Source organism: Paenibacillus sp. RC21 (genome assembly GCF_044907935.1).
GTDB classification, from domain to species: domain Bacteria; phylum Bacillota; class Bacilli; order Paenibacillales; family Paenibacillaceae; genus Paenibacillus; species Paenibacillus terrae_A.
On sequence record NZ_JBIYCS010000004.1, the window covers coordinates 114,584 to 135,839 of the forward strand.

A 21,256-nucleotide genomic window follows, 5' to 3' on the forward strand; every position below is an offset into this window, starting at 1 on the left:
TATATGTCCCCCTATACTTTTTTATCGATAATTATTCCAGAAATTCCCATCATCATAGCCGCTATATCCAGAATTTTCTCAGGAGGTACCTCACGAATCAAATCTCCCGTTTCCTTGTTCATCACTTTTATCATGATTGCATGTGTCTTTTCATGTACCGATATTTCAAACGTCTTCTGTGGGCCTTGAATAGCATCAATTGCTTTCTGTAGCTCCAAAACTGCTTCCTCATGTGTCTGCTGTTTCTGCGCGGTACCACTTCTATTGGCTGTCTGGACAGCATCTTGTACAGTAGCATAATTGGTTTCGGCATCTGAAGGGGCTTCACGTTGTATTCCTGCTGATGGCTGAATCGGCAACAAACTCCCAGTGCTAGGGGGGATCATCGAGTCCATAGAATAACCTCCATTAATAATATTAGACACAATAAAACCGTTCTGTATTTGAAATGCCAATACATTATATATCGGTAAATGAGTGCAAATATTTATGAAAAAAATAAAATAAAAAACAAAAAAAAAGATCCTGCGATACACAGGATCTTTTTTTTGTAAACTTATGTCGTTTAAAATTAACGCAGCAACGACAATACGCCTTGTGGCGCGGAGTTTGCTTGTGAAAGCATAGATTGGGAAGCTTGCAGCAAGATGTTGTTTTTGGACAGAGTAACCATTTCTTTTGCCATGTCAGTATCACGAATACGGGATTCGGAAGCTGTCAGGTTTTCTACAGTTGTGCCCAAGTTGTTGGAAGTGTATTCCATACGGTTTTGCATAGCACCGAGGTTCGCACGTTGCTTAGCAACAGCTTCAATTGCAGCTGTTGTAGCAGAAAGTTTTACATCAGATTTGAGGCCACGGAAACCAGTGGAACTGATACCTTTAATACTGAGAACGAACACGTTATCATCAGCTTGGATTTTAACGGTTCCACCAGAAATCGCAATACCGTTGAATTTAGTGTTGGACAGGATTGCATCAATTTGACCGCCCAATTGACCAAGTTCTGCTTTGATGTTGGATTTATCGCCAGCGCTGTAAGTATCATTAAGTTGTTGAACGCCCAGTTCTTTCATACGAGTCAACATGGAGGATACTTCGTTCATTGCACCCTCAGCTGTTTGTGCGAAAGAGATACCGTCTTGAACGTTACGTTGTGCTTGTTCCAGACCACGGATTTGACCGCGCATTTTTTCGGAAATGGAGAGACCAGCAGCATCGTCAGCTGCACGGTTGATACGCAGACCTGAAGACAATTTTTCCATGTTTTTACTTGCTGCTGTGTTGTTCAATTGCATGTTACGGTGTGTATTTACTGCTGGTAAGTTGTGATTGATAATCATTTTATATTTCCTCCCTGAAATGGTTTAATTCCCACGTCCTTGTGGTATAAGCGTCTTCACAGGTCGGCCGCCCTGAAGAATTACCGCTCTAAAATATATATCGACCCTATGATGAGAATTGTTTATAGCATTCCAGCTTTTTTTTGAAATATTTTCTTAGTAGTTTTCGAAACTTTCAAACTCACCCAAGTGGAGATTTTCGATATTACGATAAACGGTGGAGAACATGGTTATATCAAAATTATTGTTCCAGATAATTAAGCATAAAATCTAGTCAAACAAAGACCGACACTTTACTTGTGTCGGCCTTCCTCAATGTATGTGCACCTCTAAGATTAGCGAATCAGGACTTTCTCTCTTCCATCTCCAACATTGCACTTTGGATGGCATTGGAATCCATAACTGCACATTGATTGTTTTGCTGAATAGCATCAAAGACTTCTTTTCGGTAAATATCGATATCCTTAGGAGCAGAAATACCAATTTTCACATTATCCCCTTCAACGGAAAGAACAGTAATGACGATATCATTCTGAATCACAATGGATTCACCCTTTTTACGCGTCAATACGAGCATCAGGACTCACCGCCTTTGTCGGGCTCTATTCCATTCCATAATGGATGCTTAATTGTATAGTCTGTATTCTGCAAAACGATTTGCTTTCCTGTATGCTGTTCAACGTTAAAAATTAAAGGTGCAAGCAAATTCACCGTTGTTTTGGATTGATCGCTGTTCCATGTGCAGATACATCGTACTGCTATCTGTTCTTGACTGGTAATTCCAATATCCTCAAGAGCATCATCAGATAGCTCAAATTCATAATCTTCAAAAAAATCAAAGGGATTTACAGTAATAAAAATAGTAGCAGGTTGCTCTACTGCACTGAAAAGACTAAATAATTCATTATGCTCCTGTAGTTGAAATTCCCGAAGTTGTTCAAAGCCCGGTATTCCTTTTGGAAACACATAAAGAACGGTGTTGGTATCTTGGTTTTCTTCTTCTATTTTCTGTTTTGGGGTCATTAGTAACTCCTCCTATAAATAGTAACAAAAAAGCTACGGACCACTCGTCCATAGCTTCAAGTAACAATGTCAAAGATAAAAATCAACTCATAAAGTCCATCAGAGATGGCTGCATGATCTTGGCAGATGATTTCAAGGCAGCCTCATAGATAGTTTGGGCAGATGTAGCTTGAATCATCAGACTGGCAACGTCTGCATCCTCTGTTTTGGCTTGAAGTGTCGTCAAATTCAAATTACGATCATCTAAACGGGCTTGTACCAATTCAACCCGGTTCGTGCGTGCACCTACTTCAGACAAACTTGTTTGCATTTTGGTAAAACGGGATTCAATGCTTGAAAGTTGACTTGATATTGCTGTACTATTCCCACTGGTTAATGCGGTGGATAATGCATCCATGACCTTAAAAACATTATCTGCATCTGTCGATTTCCCGAAAAAATCGCTGCCTGACGTGTTTACCCGAAATGCATCTTGATCCCCGATCGCATAACTAACTGCACCTTGATCCGGATTAATCTGATCATAACTCGTGACCGTAGCTGATAGCTGATACGGTGCCTGATCATAATTTTGCCCATTGAAAACATACTTCCCACGAAGCTGACTGTTACCAATATTCATCATTTGCTCTTTTAGTTGGTCAACTTCCAGTTTAATCGAATCCAGGGCGGATTGAGGAAGTGTTTCACTTGAAGCCTGAACTGTCAGCTCTTTAAGCCGCTTCATTACATCACCGGCCTGTTGCATAGTCGTATCAGTAAAATCCAACCAGCTAACTGCTGCGTCTGAATTGGTTTTGTATTGTTCATTAGAAGCTAGCTCAGCTCTGTAACGTAGTGCATAGGTTACTCCTACAGGGTCGTCTGAAGGCTTATTCAACTTACGACCTGTAGAAATCTGGTTCTCCATTTTGCCCATATTATTGTTATTCCGATTCAGGTTACTGAGCAGTTGCATATTGGTCATCCCTGAGGTTACTCGAATTGGCATAACTTACTCCACCTTCTCATTATACTAGAGACCTACGCGGCCTGTACCATTAATCAGCTTGTCCAACAGTTGGTCAAATGTAGTCATGAACCGTGAGGCTGCACTATAAGCATGCTGAAATTTGATCATATTGGACATTTCTTCATCCAATGACACCCCACTGACCGACTGACGGTTCATGTCCACTTGCTCGGTCAACAGCTGTGCATTTTGTGATTGGCGCTCTGCTTCCTTGGTTTGGACGCCCAATTGTCCTACGATTGAACTGAAGAAGTCATCTACAGTGGTTGTCTGGGCTTGAGTGGTATTAAAGCCAAACTTCACATTTTTCAGGTTCGCCATTGTCAATGCCAAAGCATTGTTACCTACGGTTACCTTCTCATTCGCCGTACCCGTTCCATCTACCCGCAAAGAGCTGGAAATTTTGTTGGGATCATCTTGAATATCCTTATTCAGCGTAATATTACCTGCTGTAATGGCAGCCCCATCTTTGGAGGTAAAGAACGCCCCACCTTTTTGCGGTGTCGTGCCACTAAGCGTGTATCCTAGCTGGTGAAGGCCATTAATCCCTTGTACGGTTACTTTTAAATCGGCCGTCAAGGTTCTATTGTTATTCGCATTCGAGTAAGTGACTGCTGTGTTATTGGCACCCGAATTCAGTACCGTTCCCTCGGGTAGAACTGTACCTGCGGGTAAAGTAATTTCAATGTTGCCATTTGCCAGGGTATTAGCCAACTGGTCCATCTGACTCTTGTAATCCGCTACATATTTATCCCGGGATAGAATCATACCGTACACTTCTCCGCCGGTTAATGTCCCCCCCTGATATGCAGCCTCAAGACCAGCCGCCGTAATAGCGGTTACCTCTGTACCCGCAACAGCTACTTGTCCGGCCACCGTTACCTGATAGCCGTTATCCAACTGAGTTACCTGCACATTCGCAAGTTTGGACAACTGGTCAATCGCATAATCCCGCTGATCCCGCAAATCATTCGGGTTATCTCCAATTTGCTCCAGTTTATAAATATTACCGTTCAGATCCGCTACAGACTGCAATAATGAGTTCATCTCAGTTGTTTTTAATGTAACGTTACTAGTCAAATCAGAACTGAGTGCATCCAACTGTTTGCTGGCCTGATTCATAGCATCTGTCAGAGCAAGCGTAGTCTCTTTTACAATTTTGCGATTCGTAACATCCTGAGGATCTTGGCTCAGATCGGACCATGCATCCCAAAAGTTATCCATGACTTTGCGGATCCCCGTATCCGAGGGCTCGTTCATAATCGTTTCCAGCTTATTCAACGTATCATAGCGGATATCCCAGCCACCTTGAGAAGAACTTTCGTTGCGGTACTGGTCATCCAGAAATGTCTGACGAACACGCTCAATAGCGGTAAATTCGACCCCTGTACCCATCTGACCTCTTACAACAGAACGGTTCAAACCATACGCCTCCATAGATTCAGAGGCTTTCATACTGACCACTTGTCTGGAATAACCGGCTGTGTTGGCATTGGAAATATTGTGTCCGGTTGTATTTAATGCTGCCGTTTGTGTGTTTAAGCTTCTTTTGGCTGTTTCTATACCATGAAATGTTGAGACCATGTTTTCCTCCTTCTATTAGGCGCGTGTATCAAATAGGCCCGCCGTCACAGTTGATATACTTTTATCGGCCGGGCGCTGGTAAGTCGCTTCCGATTCCGCATAATATGACATACTCTCAATGGAAAAATCGATATAGGAAATCGCCTGCTGTATAAGCTGTTGATTCAACTCATTTAGTTTCTTCAATTCCTGAAGAGTATTCGCCAAATTTTTTTGAATATGAAGGAGCCGCTGCTTGTCTTCTAGATCAAAAACGAGACGGGACAATTCCGTAATATTGAGGTTCAACCTGGACTTAATACCACGTTCCTGCAAAAATGCATATGCAGCCTGCATACGTTGTTCATCCAACTGCTCAATGTATCTGGAAAGCTTCGATTCCTGATTCATGACAGCGATAAGTTGTTCCACCCGATTGGAGATCAGCGCATCTTTTTTCTGCTCTCCCAATGAAATTAATTGCTGATGTGACACTCTGAGTTCCTCCAACACATCAATCAGGCGCTCTAAAGGCATACCCTTCACCTAGCTTTCGGAAGACTGTTTGAAGTAAGGTAACAGCTTCTCTGCAATTTTGTCAGCATCCACACGGTAGGTTCCAGAAGCTACTTGCTGCTTAAGCTCCTGAATCTTTTTAACGCGGTCTGCGTCACTGCTGCGGTTCAGCATTTCCATCGCTTCCGGGGAAATCGAGACCTCGTCCTTGCGACGGGATTTCTTTTGTTCCTCCTGGCGTCCTGCTTCAATATTTCGTTGATATGGGTTAATGGCTCCGATGCGGTTGGTCTCGTTAATTTTCATAACTTCCACCTTCCTTATTTATTTGAAATGGTCAGAATGTATCAGACGACATAGCGTCGAACATGGTTCGTATTATGTCTTACTTCTTTATTTTGTGCATGTTTGCTAAAAATAAAAAAACCGATAAGCTCTATAAAGATTATCGGCGGTATTTGAAACTTTTTGAATAGCTGAATTCGTTTTTAATTCCCTTGTACTACTTTCCGCGAAGTTTATCAATCGCACTGTAGGTACCTGAACCCATACCATTACTCTGATCCTGCTTGCTGCTTTCGCTGGCGGCCTGATGCAGGTCTTTGGTCAGGCGTGTTCGACAAGAATCGCACATATGCCCTTCCCGTATCGGTGTCCCGCATACCTCGCAAGGATACGTCATATTAGGCGCATTAGCAATGGAAATACGTCCCTCACGTATAAAGGTCGTAACTTGCTTAACGGATATCCCGGTAGCCTCCGAAAGCTCCTGCATATGACAGCCCTTATTTTCACGTATATATTTGACGCATTGCTCGTATTCAAGCTCAATTTCTTTAATACAGTTTGGGCAGATTCCCCTAACATTCATAATAAACAGCTTTCCACAGCGAGGACAGTTATCCAAGTTCATCCTCTGCAGCGCCCCTTTCCTGTTTCCGGTCTTGTATTGGTGTATCCTTACATTACCTTACACCTAAGAGCCTCGTCTAGCGAATATTTTTAAAAAAAGAGTGATAGATTTTACACAATTGCACATTTTGTACGATATCATAATAAAGGTACAAAATGCTTAACGTACTCTGTATTAGGAAGTGCAACGAGAAATCTAAGCATTTAAATCCTACACCAGCTAACGGGGCCATAACCTAATATCAAATCTTTACTTACATCTATATAATGATATGCAAATCGCATGTAACCTAAGGAGACAAATGATTTCTCCCAGATCAATCTAATGCATGTGTCTATTTATCGTCATACAACGCTCAGGTTTTTAGATGAAAATAAAATAAGCGCCATTCCGGTTATTTCGGGAATAGCGCTTCACTATAATTAAAATAGCTGTATATGATTATAATTGGATGTAGATATACGAATCAAGATGAGGGAAAAACCGGGCGAAACAATCCTCAGAAGAATTCATGTTCACCTGTGCCCCGAATGCCACCAAGTAACTGCTACAAATCCGGGGGAACGGCGCCCATACGAATGCTCCGCACATGGAGTGTGGGTATTCATTATATCAATGCGACTAACATCATCCCAGCTTAAAATCTATCTGAAGATAGGTGTAGACGCACCATTGAAAATTTGCAGTCCAAAAAAACATGCTATTTCACAAATAATTATTCAAAAAAGCATTGTTTTAATAGAGGCCTTCCCGTATACTGTAGTCAAACACTTGGTTTAATAAAAACATTTTATTATGAATTTATAATGAATTATTTATTAGTGTTTGTTTGTGGAACTTGCAGTTCTTGGCCTGCTTTAATCAGGTCGTTGATTTTAAGCAGTTCTTCAACAGTTACACCGTATTTTTCAGCAATGGAAGTCAGCGTATCGCCATCTTGAACACTTACTGTGATTGTATTTACAGTAGCCGGTGTTACAGTTGTAGTAGCTGGTGTTGTTGTTTGATTATTGTTCTCGGCAGCTGGTTGAGCCGGTGTTGTAGTCGTAGCATTTTCAGTTCCGAAGAGTCTAGCTTCCAGTGCTTTCTGTGCTGCTTCTTGTTGTTCAATAATCAGTTGTAGTTCTGCCTGATCCTTGTTGTAATCCGAGTTAGACTTTGCGGATACTTGACCTGTAGCAAGTGGACTCAACAGAGATACTGCACCTAAACTGATTGCCAACATGCTAGATACTGCTACTTTTTTCATTACGTTTTTCATGATTTTTTCTCTCCTCTTTTTTAAGTCAAATTTTAATTAACTGCTTTACTACTGAGCGAGACACTCCCAATGTCCGCTCTGTTGTCGTTAGCTAATCATTTATTACCAAACCATGTTAGCTATCAACAGATAGAAATTGTACTCCTATTTTCCAAATAAATCAACCTCTAAATTGAAATATTCTGTTTTCATCCCTCACTTCCTTACTTTTTGTGTGTGTCTATATTTTTATTATATACCTCTCTCTATCTCGTTGTCAAATCTTGCTTATTGTGCGGTTTAAAAGGCTTCTCTGCTCTAGCATTTGGGCTTTTCTCGGAACGGTATGAACTTTTTTCCCTGGCTCCAAACCAAAACTCTCGTAAAGGGGACATGAAATTCAGGCTTATGACCTTGCCAAAGTCAGACAAAAAATGGTCATATGTATACCCTCTTCGGATGCCTTTTCCCCTAAAACACGCGCACACGCTTGTAAAGTACTTCCAGTTGTATAAATATCGTCCACCAGCAAAACAGTAACATATTTATGATACTCCATTTTGCGTTGAAACTCAGCATTTAAAACAAAATGCTTAATTAACTCCGTCATACCTGGCACAACAGAGAACGCATTATACATCGTGTGTGTGCGTTCTTTTTTTGTTTTGAAGCTTTGTTTGCCAGTATCTTGCGGACGAGCAAGTAAAGGTAAAAAGAGCAGCTTATTCCGCTTGGCAAGCTCCTCTGCCAAAATTTGAGCCTGATTGAAACCTCGCTCTGTCAGTCGTGTCTCACTTACCGGAACACATGTCACCAAATTCACGTTCCGCAGAGACTGATTGAAACGAAAATATTCCCGACCAGTAAACTCATGCCTCATAGCCTGATAAGCCCGATGCATCATTTCGCCGAGCGGAGGACCGTACTTTTCATTTCCGCGATACTTAAACTGCCCAATCCATTCTCTCATGATAGGCGTATAGCTAGCCGCACTCCGATTACACACATAGTAGCGTGCTGTCCGGTCAGACCTTACACAATCAGGACAAAATGTCGAGCGTCCACAATGAACACATCGAATGTTGTGAATCCAGGGAATTTGAGCCGAACAAGAAGTACAAATCCCGGGAAACTTGGAAAAACTCCCAGCGTGAATTCCACAAGCGATACATGTTTCCGACTGACGCTGAAGTAGCCAATTCAAAAAAAGTTGAGTTCTGCGCATCATTTTCATACAAAATGCACCTCTCTTGGTAGTTTACGTGTCAACATTGCATCAGGTTTCACATTTCCAAAAAAACTTTTTTTATTTTGCGCATTTAATGTTTTACCTCCTGTAGATAGCCCTTTTTTCGCGCTAGTGTATTCATACGCTTAATTTGTCTAATCGCCCTCTTTTGGCCGCGAGTCCATTGGGGAGATGTGAAAACGACGCTTCCACGCGGGTCATCCTTCGACCTTCCTGCTCGACCAGCCATTTGTACCAGAGAAGCTTCATCAAAAAGACTGCTATCCGCGTCCAGTACATATACATCACTCCGTGGAACCGTCACACCGCGTTCCAAAATAGTGGTTGTGACCAGTACACGTATTTCAGTTGCCCGAAAGGAACGTACCTTAGCGCTTCGCTCTTCATCCTGGGATGAGGTGCCCGCAATTGGGATATGAGGCAGGCGTTTGATCAACAATTCTACTAGAGATTGAATATGTGAGATTCGTGTTACAAACAGGAAGACCTGAGCGCCGCGATGTATGGATGCGGACAAGCGTTGAATCAGGGATGCAGGAAGCCGCCCTTTTTGCAGCCAATGCTTCACCGGAGTAGTCTCCAAACGGAATGGGACAGGCAGTGGATGACGATGAAAACGAACGGGAACCTTGGCGTGCGGTAATAGGCCGCGTGCAGCCTCTTTTTGCAATAGTATCGGTGGAGTAGCAGACAAATAAATGAATTTCCCCTCCGGCTTACACACAGCCTGTGCGGCAAAGGCGAGCATAGGATCATTGTGATAAGGAAACGCGTCAATCTCGTCAATGACAACCAGATCAAAGGCCTGACGATAACGCAGAAGCTGATGAGTTGTCGCAAGTGTCAGCTGTCCCCTTTGCCAGCGTTCATCACTGCCTCCATAGAGCGTCACCATGCTTACATGGGGAAAGGCGATTGCCAAACGGGGGGCCAATTCCAGTACCACATCCCGACGCGGTGTCGCTACAAGCGCCGTTCCTCCATGCTCCAGCACATGTTGCAGGAGTGGAAACATCATTTCTGTCTTGCCTGCGCCAGTCACGGCCCAGAGTAAAAACCGCTCTGCCGCGACATCGGCCTTACCGCCGACGCCAGGCATGTGCCATACGCCTTCGCCAGTTGTTGGCGAAGAATGCCTGCTGCTGCTGTCGCGGGCAAGGACATTGCCCTGCGGCGCAGCAGCAGGGCTTGGCCCCCGGCGTGTAGCCATGCCACGCCGCAGCAGCTCGCACGCCCGGAGCCAGAGGCTTTGCGGGCGGACTGGCCCCCGCACCCCACCGGGCGGTGCGGCCAAAAAGCGCAGCGCCGCTTCGGCGGCGGCGCGTTGCGCAGGGCTCAGCCCCCAGCGGTCAAGCTCCGAGGCCGGGGCTGTGTCCGCCGTGCGCGGCACGGCGGGTTTCGCTGCACCGCGCAGCAGCAGCGAGCACTCACGGCTGCGCCCCAGCGCGAGACACGTCTCGCAGTAGGCGCACGCCTTGCGTCCGCACGATGCACAGCCCGTGCGGTACATCGCCCCGCTGCCGCAACGATTGCAGCGGAGATCACGCGCGGCGGACCGGCGCGTATATGGTGCAAGGCCAGCAGCAAAGCTGAGCCGGCCTTGCAGGTACGCGAGCTGCGCAGCTGAGCGCCAAACGCGCTCCAAACCTGGCGCCGCCTCAGCCAGCAGCGCTTCAGCTTCCGGAACGAGCAACTGGCGTCCTGACAGCAAATCAGCCAGCACATCCGCTTGTCGTGCCACACACTCCATATCCAGTTTTTCGATTTCACTGTTAAAATGCCTTGTTTGACTGAGGTACGTTACTCCTGCCATTCTCCGTTCCTCACTCCCTCTCCCAAACATCATGCTGCTTGGATGGAGTATCTGCCCATCCCAAATGCATATAGCATCGATTCCTTTGGCCAAATACTGATCTGCGTCAAAAGGCTCTGAATTCAGCTCATCCTTTAGCTGTGCGAGAACGTATTGCCACCATTGCTCCCTTGTCCATCGCTCCATGTCCGTTGATCCCCTGAACACTTCACACAGCTTTACGCCCCAAGGCAACGGAAGACCTCGCCCCAGTATCACCCATTTTTCGACAGCATTCTCCTGTCCATCGCTCGCTTTCAACCACCATGTCATATCTACTCGAATATCCACGGATAAGCGGATATCCCATTTCCCCCTATAATTGACCACATATACCGAAATTTTCATTTGGCCCCCCTCCCACTCCTCAAGTGTTTGTTTTTCCTCCTACCCATACAACAAAAAAAGCACACTTCCATGGCTCATAGCCTGAAGTGTACTTCACATCATTCGGATTTCAGCGAAATCCCTTTTATCTTGCATATGCAATTCCTTATAACATTTATATCCGGTTTCGACCGTAATGTCCACAATACTTTGTCATTAACGAACAAGTGGAGCATCCACCAACGGGTTGACTGTTCTGAGGTCAATAACAACCTGCTTTTCACCGCCTGACCTCGGTAAAACCGGGTTTCCCGGTGAAAAACGATATGAAATGACCGAAACATCCATATGGCTGTAACCTATCATCCGTGTAAGGATCGGCAGCGTATCGTCCACGGATTCATCATCCAGTACCGTCACATGCAGCGGCTTACGACGTAACCAGGCAAGTATGCTCAATGAACGCATCACCCACTCCACACGTTCTCCGTCATTAGAAGTAATGACAATATAACGGGTCGGCCATTGATCCGAAGATAACGCACGCACATCGTCGCCATTGCGATAGGCTTGAACCGCTTGCCGTATATACATAAGATGCACGACTGCGGCTCCCAGACCATATATAAGCAATATCCAAACCAAATGAGCCATCACGAAGGTTCCACCTCCTCCTATAGCGACAATATATGCCGTATAACAGGAAGAGGTGTCACGGTTATGTACTGGGTTTCAAAGACTACACTTTACAGCGTAACCCATCCGTATTTGATTGAGTTAATAACCGCTTGTGTCCGGTCATCAACCTCCATTTTTTGCAAAATACTGCTGACATGGTTTTTGACCGTTTTTTCACTAATGAATAAATATTCACCGATCATCTTGTTGCTCTTGCCTTCTGCCATTAAGCGCAACACTTCAGCCTCACGACGGGTCAGTGGGTTATTTTCGCCTGCGACGAACTTCACGCCAGCTTCCTTGGTATGACCTTCAGCCATAGCCCCGGTTTCATTCAGGTACGTCATCCGACGGAGCTGCTGAATGAGTTTACCCGTTACCTTCGGATGAATAAACGCATACCCTTCATGTACAGAGCGAATCGCGTTAATGAGGGACTCGGCCTCCATATCTTTTAACAGGTAGCCGTTAGCTCCCTTGCGCAACGTCTCGAATACATAGCTTTCATCATCATGAATGGACAGAATGATAACTTTGACATCCGGGAACATCTCACGCAGTTTTTCAGTTGCCTCTACACCGTTTTCAATAGGCATATTAATGTCCATCAGAACGATATCCGGCTTCTCTACATTACAGAACTCCAACACCTGAATACCATCGCCACATTCGCCGATGACCTCAATGTCGTCCTCCATATTCAAAATACGTTTAAGCCCTTCACGGAACAACTGATGATCGTCCGCCAAGAGTACTTTAATGGGTGCGTTACTAATTTCCTGATTTTCCATGTTGTTACTCCTTTCCCTTTTCCACGTTGGTTGGGATATGAATCACTATCTTGGTGCCTTGATTCTCAGCTGATTCGATCTCCATTCTCCCCTCGAGCAGTTCAACCCTTTCCCGCATACCAATCAGACCAAAATGCCCATGATCTTTGCTTTTCTGCTGAAAAAGCTCTGGCTTAAAGCCCAGACCGTTATCCTGCACCACGATTTTTACAAGCTGCGCCTGATAAGTAATCTCAACAAGCACATAGGTAGGATAAGCATGCTTGGCAGCGTTGGTCAAAGCTTCTTGGATCAGACGGTAAATGGCTGCTTCCATCGCGGAAGAGAGACGGTGTTCCTTGCCCCTTGTTTCAAAAAGCGATCTAATCTTCGTTTTCTCTTCAAAATCCTGCACATATTTCCGGAGCGTCGGAACAAGTCCCAAGTCATCCAGGGCCATAGGACGCAGATTGAAAATAACCTTTCGCATTTCCTCAAGACTGGAGCGAACCTGTTTCTTCAAGTCTACTATTTCGTCCTGAACCATCTTAAATTCCTGCTTGGCGATCATTCTTTCCACAATTTCCGTCCTAAGCACTAGATGCGCAAGAAGCTGTGCAGGTCCATCGTGAATTTCACGGGATATCCGCTTGCGCTCCTCTTCCTGGGCTAAAATAATTTTCAGACCAATAAACTGCCGGTTTTTGGCCGATTCGATGATCCGCGTTACTTGTCCCAACTCACCCGACAAGTATTCCAGCACGACGCCCATCTGCGAACCGATGGTTTCGGCCCGCTCGACAGAGGCCTCGACACTTTTAGCCCGCTTTTGAAGATCATCTCTTCTGGCCTTGAGGTACATTTCCTTCTCGCGAAAGATCATCACATCGAGCTGAAGCTGTGTTGCTTTCTCGTAAGCCTGCTTGATATCCTCTTCCGAATAGCGGACAAAGTCACGGCTGACCTCAGTCAGCCGAATACGGGACCGCCGATAGTTCATTTCCAACTGGTCCACCTTTTCAATCGTTTCTGCCGTTTCCTTCAGGACGCTCTGGAGTTCCTGATTTAATGTGATCAGCTCGGTCCGGGCCGTGTCCAAAATTTCGAACATCTGATATTTACTGTTCTCCATCACCTGAATGGCATTCTTAATGACTCGGTCTATGATATCGGCTTGAAAGTCCACAAATGTTCTACTCCAATCCTAGCATTTCAAGTATATATCATACCATATCATGACTGGAGGGTGATGGTCTTCGTTTCTTGTTCCCATTTTACAGTCATTCCTAACTGCTCTGACACGAGTCTTAATGGGACTAAAGTCCTGCCACCTAACACAATGGGCGCTACATCAGTGCTCTGACGCTTGCCGTTCATGACGACTTCTTTTTTACCCACCGTCAAATCCATCAGCACACCGCCACGCATAATCGTAATCCGCTGATCGCCTGCGTTCCACTTGGCTTGCCCGCCAAAAGCGTCCAGCACGTACTTGATCGGTACATACGTTGAACCGTTGCGGGTCATCGGAGCCGCATCAATTGTTGTTAGCGTCCCGTTCACGGTCATTGACTTTTGTCCGATTGCCATTTGAGCCGTTCCTTTTTTGAGTCCTTCGGTTCCGACCGTTCCCGGTGTATTAAAAGAAATATTATCAAAAGCAATATTACCTGTTTTAGCACGCTCATCCTGACCTTCAGCGACATTGACTACATACAGGCGCTTGAGCTTCGCCGGATATGAGATATTCAAACCGCTCATGTCTGCGTTAATTGTTTTCCAGCCGTTCCAGTCGATCACTTTGGCCAGGTCTATATATGCCGTTTTGCCTTGGGCATCTTCCAGCTCCGCCCGCAACCAGTTCAGGCTCTTATCTCCTCTAACATCAATCGAGATGGATGTAGCCGCTTGTTCAAGCGTTTTGCCAGTTGTACCGTTCAGCTGGGCGTAAGCATACATTTTACCACTGCCGTTCGTCATGTCATAATTCAGCTCAAGCACTTTGGAATTGGCATGGTCGCCATCTCCTTGTGCAACAGCCGCTGTGCCAGTAACGCCTTCCACATTCGAAGTAAAGTCAACCGGATACGAAACATTTTCGAAGTTCTCCCAGTTGTTTGTGCTCGCCCCGTCAGCAGACAGGAAGACGACAGCGCTGAAACCATCGTAGCGACCGATGGCATAGCCCGTTTTCACACCCGCATCTACCGTATTTACCGTAAGTTGATTGTCCTTAACACTTCCCTTAAAGCCGATGAACTCCCATTTGAGCGCATCTGACGAAATGCTGACGCTCTGGCCGTCTTTCGTCTTTGCAGTTACCGGAACCGCAATTTTAGCTCCTGCCGTAAGCGATCCTGTGCCACTGCCTGCTGTAAGTGATGAAATTTCATCTGCTCCCAGCACAGTAACCTTGGTTGTAGCACTGGCTGAGCCACTGGACGCCGTCAACGTAGCTGTCCCTGGTTTGGCTCCCTTCACAACCCCGCCACTCACCGACACGACGGACGGGTTGCTCGATTTCCACGTCACTTGTACATTCGAGGTATCGAACGGATTGTAGTAGGTATCATAGCCTTTAAAAGAATAGCTTCCGGTCTGACCAATAAGCAGCGTTTTATTGCCTTTAATCGTGAAGCCTTTGAGCGTCCCTTTAGGCGCACTGGTGTACACACCCACACCGTTTACTACGCTCCGTTGCTCCGTACCGTATTCCGTATTGAACGTAAGTCCTGCTGTCGTATCTCCCAAATCACGGGTTACCATCGTGGTGGAGCCGCCCCCATCCAGGTTCATACCCTTCCAGACACCAATATCTTTCATCAGCGTTTGCAACTCACTCAGGGATACACCCACGCTGTTCCCGTTCTTCTCAACGGCAATGACGTAAGCGTAACGCTTGTCACGGGAATATCCCAAAGCCGTCCGCGCCCGCGTCCCGCCTATGCTCGTTGTACTGCGGGAAAACGAAGTTTTCTGACCGTCATTCACCAATATGGTGTGTCCGCCAATCATCATCTGGAGATTGGAAGGATCCACCTCACTCCCTGTCGATTTGACACGAAGATGATAGCTGGTTTCTACCGTTTCTCCCACTGTCAGATGGGCTTTGACATAATCGGCCGCTTTGCCGTGAGTACGTAAAATATAGCCGTCCTGTGGCACAGTCATATTCAACGTAGCATTGTTGGAAATTTGTGTAACCACACCATTTTGCACCAACACCTCGGTAGGCGTTGTTGAGCTGTTTTTCGGCCGCTCAATTGCTTTCCAGGCAGATGTATAAATATACATTGCGTTGGAATGACTATAGCTGCTTCCACTTGTTTCAGGCGAATACGAAGCCTTATTCATCCCCGTTAAAGGGAAAGTTGATCCATCCCCGGCTTTTACTGTGCCTTCAAAGGTAAACTGCTCTACCATTGGGGAACCGTCCTTGGTTACTGCAAAAGCATACATCCCCGTTAAATCGGACGGAGTAGACATCAATACCCCCTTCGATACTTGTCCACCAATCGGGGCACCCTCGCTGGAGGTATTAAAATAATCTCCGTTCACACCAGCGACTGCTCCAGTCTCTTTTGCCATACCACCTGTGCTTTGACGGGTTGTGAACTGTCCATTTTTCCCGGTCATAACATCCAGCTTGACATACGGATTTTGCAAGTCTACCCGGACGATATCAGCTAACGCTGTTCCTTTGGAGCCTTTAAAACGATAATTCATCAATGTTGCACCAGAAGTAATTATTCCTTCCCCCAACTTTACAGTTGAACCGGAAGCTGCACTCGCAATCGGCGCAGATATCCAGTCGTTTAACGGAATCAGGGCGCCTGTTCCGGCTACGGGTCCAACCCACAATACTCCCGCCAGTGTCAAAACAGCCCATCTTTTAGCGATCCCTCTGCCATCTACCTTCTCATTGCCTTGTTTCCTATTACCTAAAACCATATGGATGATAGCTCTCCCATCTTCATTGTATTCAAACGGACTTTTCCGATCATGTACTCTAAACTCTATCAAATAAACAAAAAAAGCCTCTTATGTTAATAGACTTATTATAAAGGCAAAAGTTACGAAAATCCCGTTAACTATTTCATAAAACACAAACTATAAATTGACGAATGCATAATCAGCACACTATAATACACATGAACTCATCGGTTCAAATAATACTGATTGGTTCAAATCTAATTTTGCAACCTATCGTGGAGGTTTGGAATCATGAATAAACAACGGGCACTCATCGTACTTACTTTATCCCTGAGCATTGTCATCGCTGGATGTTCCAGCGTGGAGAAAGATGCTAATCCAGGCTCAGCTGCACAGCCAACCGTTGTGCGTACTGCAGTTGTCAAATCCTCTCCGCTCCATACTGCCTATAACTTGTCAGGCACTCTACAGGCTTATGAGGAAAACACACTGGCTTTTCAAAATGGAGGCACCGTAGCCAGTGCATATCTCACTGTCGGCACCACTGTACAGAAAGGCAACGTAATTGCTAGTTTGGATGATGCTGACTACAAGCTTCAGGTGGCACAGGCGACAGCCTCCATCCTGGAGGCACAGGCTGGTATTGATAACGCACAGGCTAATCTACAGGCTGCTACCTCTGCGATTCAATCCGCCGATGCCGGCATTACAGGAGCCAGCGCGAATGTTAACAAGGTAAATAAAGGTGCACGTGCTCAAGAGAAACAGCAAGCGCAAGCCGCTGTAGATAAGGCACAAAGCGCCTATAATAAAGCCAAGACGGATAGCGAGCGTACGCAGAAGCTGTTTGAGGCTGGCGCTGCTACCGCATCGGATAATGAGAATGCTCGCCTGAATGCTACCGCAGCCCTGAAAGATCTGGAGCAAGCCAAGGAATCCCTGTCCCTTTTGCTGGAAGGGGCCACAGCCGAAGAGCACCAATCCGCCCAGGCTTCCTTTCAAGATGCGCTTGCGGGTAAAAGCAAGGCTCTCGCCGCCAGTGAACAAGCTGCTGCTTCCAAAAAACAGGCCCGTGCCAACTATGAAAAAGCCCTTGTCGCCAAAGGACAGGCAGAACTTGCGCTTTCACGTACTCGTCTAATTTCTCCTGTGAACGGCGTTATTTTAGGCAAGAGTGTAAATACAGGTGACTTGGTCGCTTCAGGCCAGGCCGTCTATCGCATAGGCTCCATTGACCGTCTCAAGGTACTGCTTCCAGTACCGGACAGTGAGATCAGAGATTGGAAGAAGGGGCAACAGGTCAGTGTCATGTTATACGAGGAAACCCGTCAAGGCACAGTATCCAACGTTTATCCGTCAACGAGTACCAATACAGGCAGGGTTAATGTAGAGATTGTCATTTCCAATCCGCAAAGAAACTGGTTACCCGGTCAGGTTATTAAAGCTGCTCATCAGGTAACAGACAAAAACGGCATTCTCATTCCGGCCGAAGCAGTCATTAACACGGGAAGCAAGCCATTCATTTTTAAAGATGTTCAAGGAAAAGCTGTTAAAACTTCAGTAGAGCTTGGCAATCAGGTCGTAGAAAATCAGCTTCAAATCGTATCCGGCCTTCGTGAAGGCGAACGTATTGTCATTAAAGGGGCGGAAACCCTGTTTGATGGAAATGCGATTCAGTCGGAGGAAGGCGGACGCCCATGATTGAGTATATCGTAAAAAAACGAAAAATTACGTTGCTGTTTTTTGTCATGCTGATTTTAGTCGGAATCTTCGGCTTTTTCCAGTTACCGCAGCAGGAGATGCCGGATGTCACAATACAGAATGCTATGGTTACAACAGTCTACCCTGGTGCTTCACCACAAAAAGTAGAACAAACCGTAACCAAAGAACTGGAAAAACGCATCAAGGAAGTGGAAGGCGTTAAAACGATTAATTCGACTTCTGGTAACGGATTCTCCTCTATTTTAATCGAATCCAAAAATGGAGTTGATCCTCAAACGGTTTGGGATAATATGCGAAAAAAAGTACAGGATGCGCAAGCTGACCTTCCCCAAGGTGCTGAAACACCTGTTGTGAATGATAAGCTGACCAGCTCGTTTATCGGCTCCTATGCCCTGGTCGCTGACTCTCCTGCACCGCTGTATAAACTAAATGATTTGACCACAACGTGGAAAGATCAGCTCAATACATTATCAGGTATATCAAGTGTCAAGTTCAATGGTCTTCCTGACCAGGAAGTACGTGTCCAAATCGACAATCAGAAGCTTCAGCAGTACCATCTGTCGTGGGGGCAGGTCGCACAAGCGATCCAGTCACAAATTGATCGGGTTCCTACCGGTGATATTGAATACAACGGACGCACCTTTCAACTCATTGTCAGAGAAACCCAAAAAGCCGAAGAATTAAATCAGGCCATTCTGACACGTACAGAGGAAGGGGCTCCTGTGTATTTGCGAGATGTCGCTACAACGGAGCTGGCACATCCCCAAGCAGAATACTTTGCCTATGTTGGGGGTAAACCAGCCATTACGCTAAACATTGGAGCAGAAAAAGGTACAGACGTCCCGCCTATGAGCGAAAAGGTCAATACCAAGCTCAAAGAGCTGGAGAAAACACTTCCCGAAGGTGTTCGCCTTGAAACTCTTTTTGCACAAAAGGATCAGGTAGATCATATCTTCGAGGACTTAAAACGTGAAACGATTCTTGCGATTGTGGCTGTTATTCTCGTTTGTATGTTGGGCTTGAATTTGCTTACCTCTGCTTTTGTCGCACTAGCGATTCCGATTTCGGTTGCGATTGCTATTATCTTTTTGCCTATGCTCGGTATTACACTCAATCAAATTTCCGTTGTCGGTCTGATCATTGTACTTGGCATACTCGTCGATGACGCCGTAGTGGTCAATGATAATATTGAGCGGAGACTTACGGAATTAGGAGAATCGCCTACAGATGCAGCTATAAAAGGAACCAAAGAGGTGATGCTTTCTATTTTGGTTGCCACACTGGCTACCATCTCGGCCTTTGCTCCACTGTTGTTTCTACCCGGAAATGTAGGGGCATTCATCAAGCCCATTCCCACCATTGTTTCTCTGACCATGCTTGCCTCCATGATCATGTCACTCACCATCATCCCTATTTTCCGAGAATGGTATGAGAAACGCAGACAGACTCGTCACCCTAAGGGTAAAACTAAACCGGCAGGCTTGTTGGGCCAACAGATTCAGTCTTTAAACAAGCTGTATTCACAAAAGTTGATGCCCAAAGTCATTAAGCGTCCCTTGCTGACTGCAATGGCAGGACTCATGCTCGGAACAGCCGCTTATGGATTGGTTCCTTTTACCTCAGTTGAACTCTTTCCTGAATCGGAGGACCCTCATGTCGCATTAAATATAAAGATGCCTATAGGCACCTCCGTTATAGAAACAGACCAGATCGTCAAAGACATTGCAGGCTGGATAAAGAAGCAACCCGAAACCTCCAAGGTCGTCTACAGTGCCGGAGGAACTGCACCGCAGTTATATAGTGACATTAATAGTTCGGGTGGAGATATTAGATATGATGAGACCGTAGGACAAATTGCCGTCGTCGGCAAACAAAATATTTTTGATCTCGATACGACAGTTGATGCTTGGGAACAGCATGTTAAAAAGTCCTATCCTGGAACTACAGTTACGACGTATGTTCCACGTCTGGGAGTCCCGGTGGGTAAGCCCGTTTCTATCCGGATTTCAGGTCAGAATCTGAATCAGCTGCAAACCCTTTCCCAAAAAGTAAAAGAGCAGATCGCCACAGTAGAGGGTACAACCGGCATCGTGGATGATATAGGAATTGAAAGATATGCACTGGATTTGCAGGTTAACAAGCAAGCCATGGATCAATATCTGGTAAGCTACACAGATCTGACCCGTACTCTGCTTCTATTAAAAGAAGGGGCTAAAGTTAGCCAATTTGATACAGGTAACGATCTGGTGGATATTAAATTGTATTTGAATCATAGCAACGAGGAGCCCAGCGCGCTTTTCCAACAATTAAGTGTAGTCAATTCAGCCGGTGTGCAGATTCCGTTAAACCAGCTCGTACTGGTTAAGCCATCATTTGCTATTCAGCAAATCAAGCATTACAATATGGAGCGGACGATTACGGTGGAAGCCGACTTGAACGGGCGAACTGCAAGCGAAGCGATGGTGGATGTAGAAAGCAAACTGGCACAAATGAAGTTCCCTGAAGGATATAAATGGGAAGTGGGCGGTGAAACCTCCGATCAGTCCACCATATTCGGGGATTTAGGGAAGCTGGCGATTGTTGTAGTCTTGCTCATTTTACTCTTGATCACTATGCAATTTTATTCTCTCTCCATTCCTATTATCATTATGACGACAGTGTACTTGGCAGCAGCCGGCGGCATTATTGGTATTTTCCTGACAGGTATGCCTATCGGATTTATGAGCATCATGGGAATTATCGCGCTGGCGGGAATTGTAGTGCGAAACGGAATTGTGTTAATTGAGTTCATCGAGGATGCCCGACATGAGGGAATGGAGTTGAAAGAAGCTGTGATAAGAGCAGCCGCTGCCCGTTTTAGACCCATTTTATTGACTTCTCTGGCTGCAATAGTAGGTATGATTCCGTTAGCTCTATTGGGAAGCCTGCTCTTTAAACCACTGGCGTTTACCGTCATTTTCGGATTGTTATTCTCGACTTTTTTAACCCTGTTTGTAGTACCATCATTGTATATGATCATGGCCAAGTTCAAGATGCGCCGTCAGCTCAAAAAACAGCAACACACGGCTATCACACCCGATCAACCTTTGTAGTTGCATGTAGTGAAGTATATACTG

General features: G+C 45.5%; 18 protein-coding genes. 2 read left to right on the plus strand and 16 right to left on the minus strand.

Going from position 1 to position 21,256, the window contains the following annotated elements:
* Positions 1-11: 11 nt before the first annotated feature.
* From ABIA61_RS14080 to ABIA61_RS14155, 16 genes are all read right to left on the minus strand, one after another.
* Positions 12-395 (minus strand): flagellar protein FlaG, encoded by a 384-nt coding sequence (locus tag ABIA61_RS14080; RefSeq protein ID WP_404580894.1) that lies wholly within the window; start codon positions 393-395, stop codon positions 12-14.
* Positions 396-571: 176 nt separating this feature from the next.
* Positions 572-1,342, minus strand: coding sequence for a flagellin N-terminal helical domain-containing protein (locus ABIA61_RS14085; protein ID WP_283653547.1), 771 nt, complete (start codon positions 1,340-1,342; stop codon positions 572-574).
* A 343-nt stretch (positions 1,343-1,685) separates the two neighbouring features.
* A complete protein-coding gene (gene csrA / locus ABIA61_RS14090) occupies positions 1,686-1,919 on the minus strand; it encodes a carbon storage regulator CsrA (RefSeq protein ID WP_283653548.1) in 234 nt (77 codons plus the stop codon).
* Positions 1,919-2,365: a flagellar assembly protein FliW gene (locus ABIA61_RS14095; protein ID WP_283653549.1), complete on the minus strand. Its 447-nt coding sequence runs from the start codon at positions 2,363-2,365 to the stop codon at positions 1,919-1,921. Before ABIA61_RS14095 ends, csrA begins: the two co-directional genes overlap by 1 nt.
* 82 nt (positions 2,366-2,447) lie before the next feature.
* Positions 2,448-3,356, minus strand: coding sequence for a flagellar hook-associated protein FlgL (gene flgL, locus ABIA61_RS14100; protein WP_283653550.1), 909 nt, complete (start codon positions 3,354-3,356; stop codon positions 2,448-2,450).
* Positions 3,357-3,380: 24 nt separating this feature from the next.
* Positions 3,381-4,961: a flagellar hook-associated protein FlgK gene (flgK, locus tag ABIA61_RS14105; protein ID WP_283653551.1), complete on the minus strand. Its 1,581-nt coding sequence runs from the start codon at positions 4,959-4,961 to the stop codon at positions 3,381-3,383.
* 15 nt (positions 4,962-4,976) lie between these two features.
* Positions 4,977-5,477, minus strand: coding sequence for a flagellar protein FlgN (locus ABIA61_RS14110; protein WP_283653552.1), 501 nt, complete (start codon positions 5,475-5,477; stop codon positions 4,977-4,979).
* 9 nt (positions 5,478-5,486) lie between these two features.
* Positions 5,487-5,762, minus strand: a complete 276-nt coding sequence (gene flgM, locus ABIA61_RS14115; protein WP_014278436.1) for a flagellar biosynthesis anti-sigma factor FlgM — start codon at positions 5,760-5,762, stop codon at positions 5,487-5,489.
* A gap of 196 nt (positions 5,763-5,958) precedes the next feature.
* Positions 5,959-6,369 carry a TIGR03826 family flagellar region protein gene (locus ABIA61_RS14120; protein ID WP_283653553.1) on the minus strand — a complete coding sequence of 137 codons (411 nt, stop codon included), beginning with the start codon at positions 6,367-6,369 and terminating at the stop codon, positions 5,959-5,961.
* A gap of 811 nt (positions 6,370-7,180) precedes the next feature.
* Complete coding sequence (locus tag ABIA61_RS14125; RefSeq protein WP_283653554.1) at positions 7,181-7,630, minus strand: LysM peptidoglycan-binding domain-containing protein; 450 nt, start codon at positions 7,628-7,630, stop codon at positions 7,181-7,183.
* A 385-nt stretch (positions 7,631-8,015) separates the two neighbouring features.
* Positions 8,016-8,579 (minus strand): ComF family protein, encoded by a 564-nt coding sequence (locus tag ABIA61_RS14130; protein ID WP_404519440.1) that lies wholly within the window; start codon positions 8,577-8,579, stop codon positions 8,016-8,018.
* A gap of 349 nt (positions 8,580-8,928) precedes the next feature.
* Positions 8,929-11,058 carry an ATP-dependent helicase ComFA gene (locus tag ABIA61_RS14135; RefSeq protein ID WP_404580895.1) on the minus strand — a complete coding sequence of 710 codons (2,130 nt, stop codon included), beginning with the start codon at positions 11,056-11,058 and terminating at the stop codon, positions 8,929-8,931.
* Positions 11,059-11,253: 195 nt separating this feature from the next.
* Positions 11,254-11,691 (minus strand): hypothetical protein, encoded by a 438-nt coding sequence (locus ABIA61_RS14140; protein WP_283656335.1) that lies wholly within the window; start codon positions 11,689-11,691, stop codon positions 11,254-11,256.
* Positions 11,692-11,783: 92 nt separating this feature from the next.
* On the minus strand, positions 11,784-12,506 hold the full coding sequence (locus ABIA61_RS14145; RefSeq protein WP_007432713.1) for a response regulator: 723 nt from the start codon (positions 12,504-12,506) through the stop codon (positions 11,784-11,786).
* Positions 12,507-12,510: 4 nt separating this feature from the next.
* Positions 12,511-13,671, minus strand: coding sequence for a sensor histidine kinase (locus ABIA61_RS14150; protein WP_283653556.1), 1,161 nt, complete (start codon positions 13,669-13,671; stop codon positions 12,511-12,513).
* 47 nt (positions 13,672-13,718) lie between these two features.
* Positions 13,719-16,436, minus strand: coding sequence for a stalk domain-containing protein (locus tag ABIA61_RS14155; protein WP_404580896.1), 2,718 nt, complete (start codon positions 16,434-16,436; stop codon positions 13,719-13,721).
* A 273-nt stretch (positions 16,437-16,709) separates the two neighbouring features.
* Between ABIA61_RS14155 and ABIA61_RS14160 the strand changes: the two genes are divergently transcribed.
* Positions 16,710-18,119, plus strand: coding sequence for an efflux RND transporter periplasmic adaptor subunit (locus ABIA61_RS14160; RefSeq protein ID WP_283653558.1), 1,410 nt, complete (start codon positions 16,710-16,712; stop codon positions 18,117-18,119).
* The gene (locus ABIA61_RS14165; protein WP_283653559.1) at positions 18,116-21,232 is read left to right on the plus strand and encodes an efflux RND transporter permease subunit; all 3,117 of its coding nucleotides are present in this window, start codon (positions 18,116-18,118) and stop codon (positions 21,230-21,232) included. The genes ABIA61_RS14160 and ABIA61_RS14165 overlap by 4 nt, the downstream gene beginning before the upstream one ends.
* Positions 21,233-21,256: the final 24 nt, after the last annotated feature.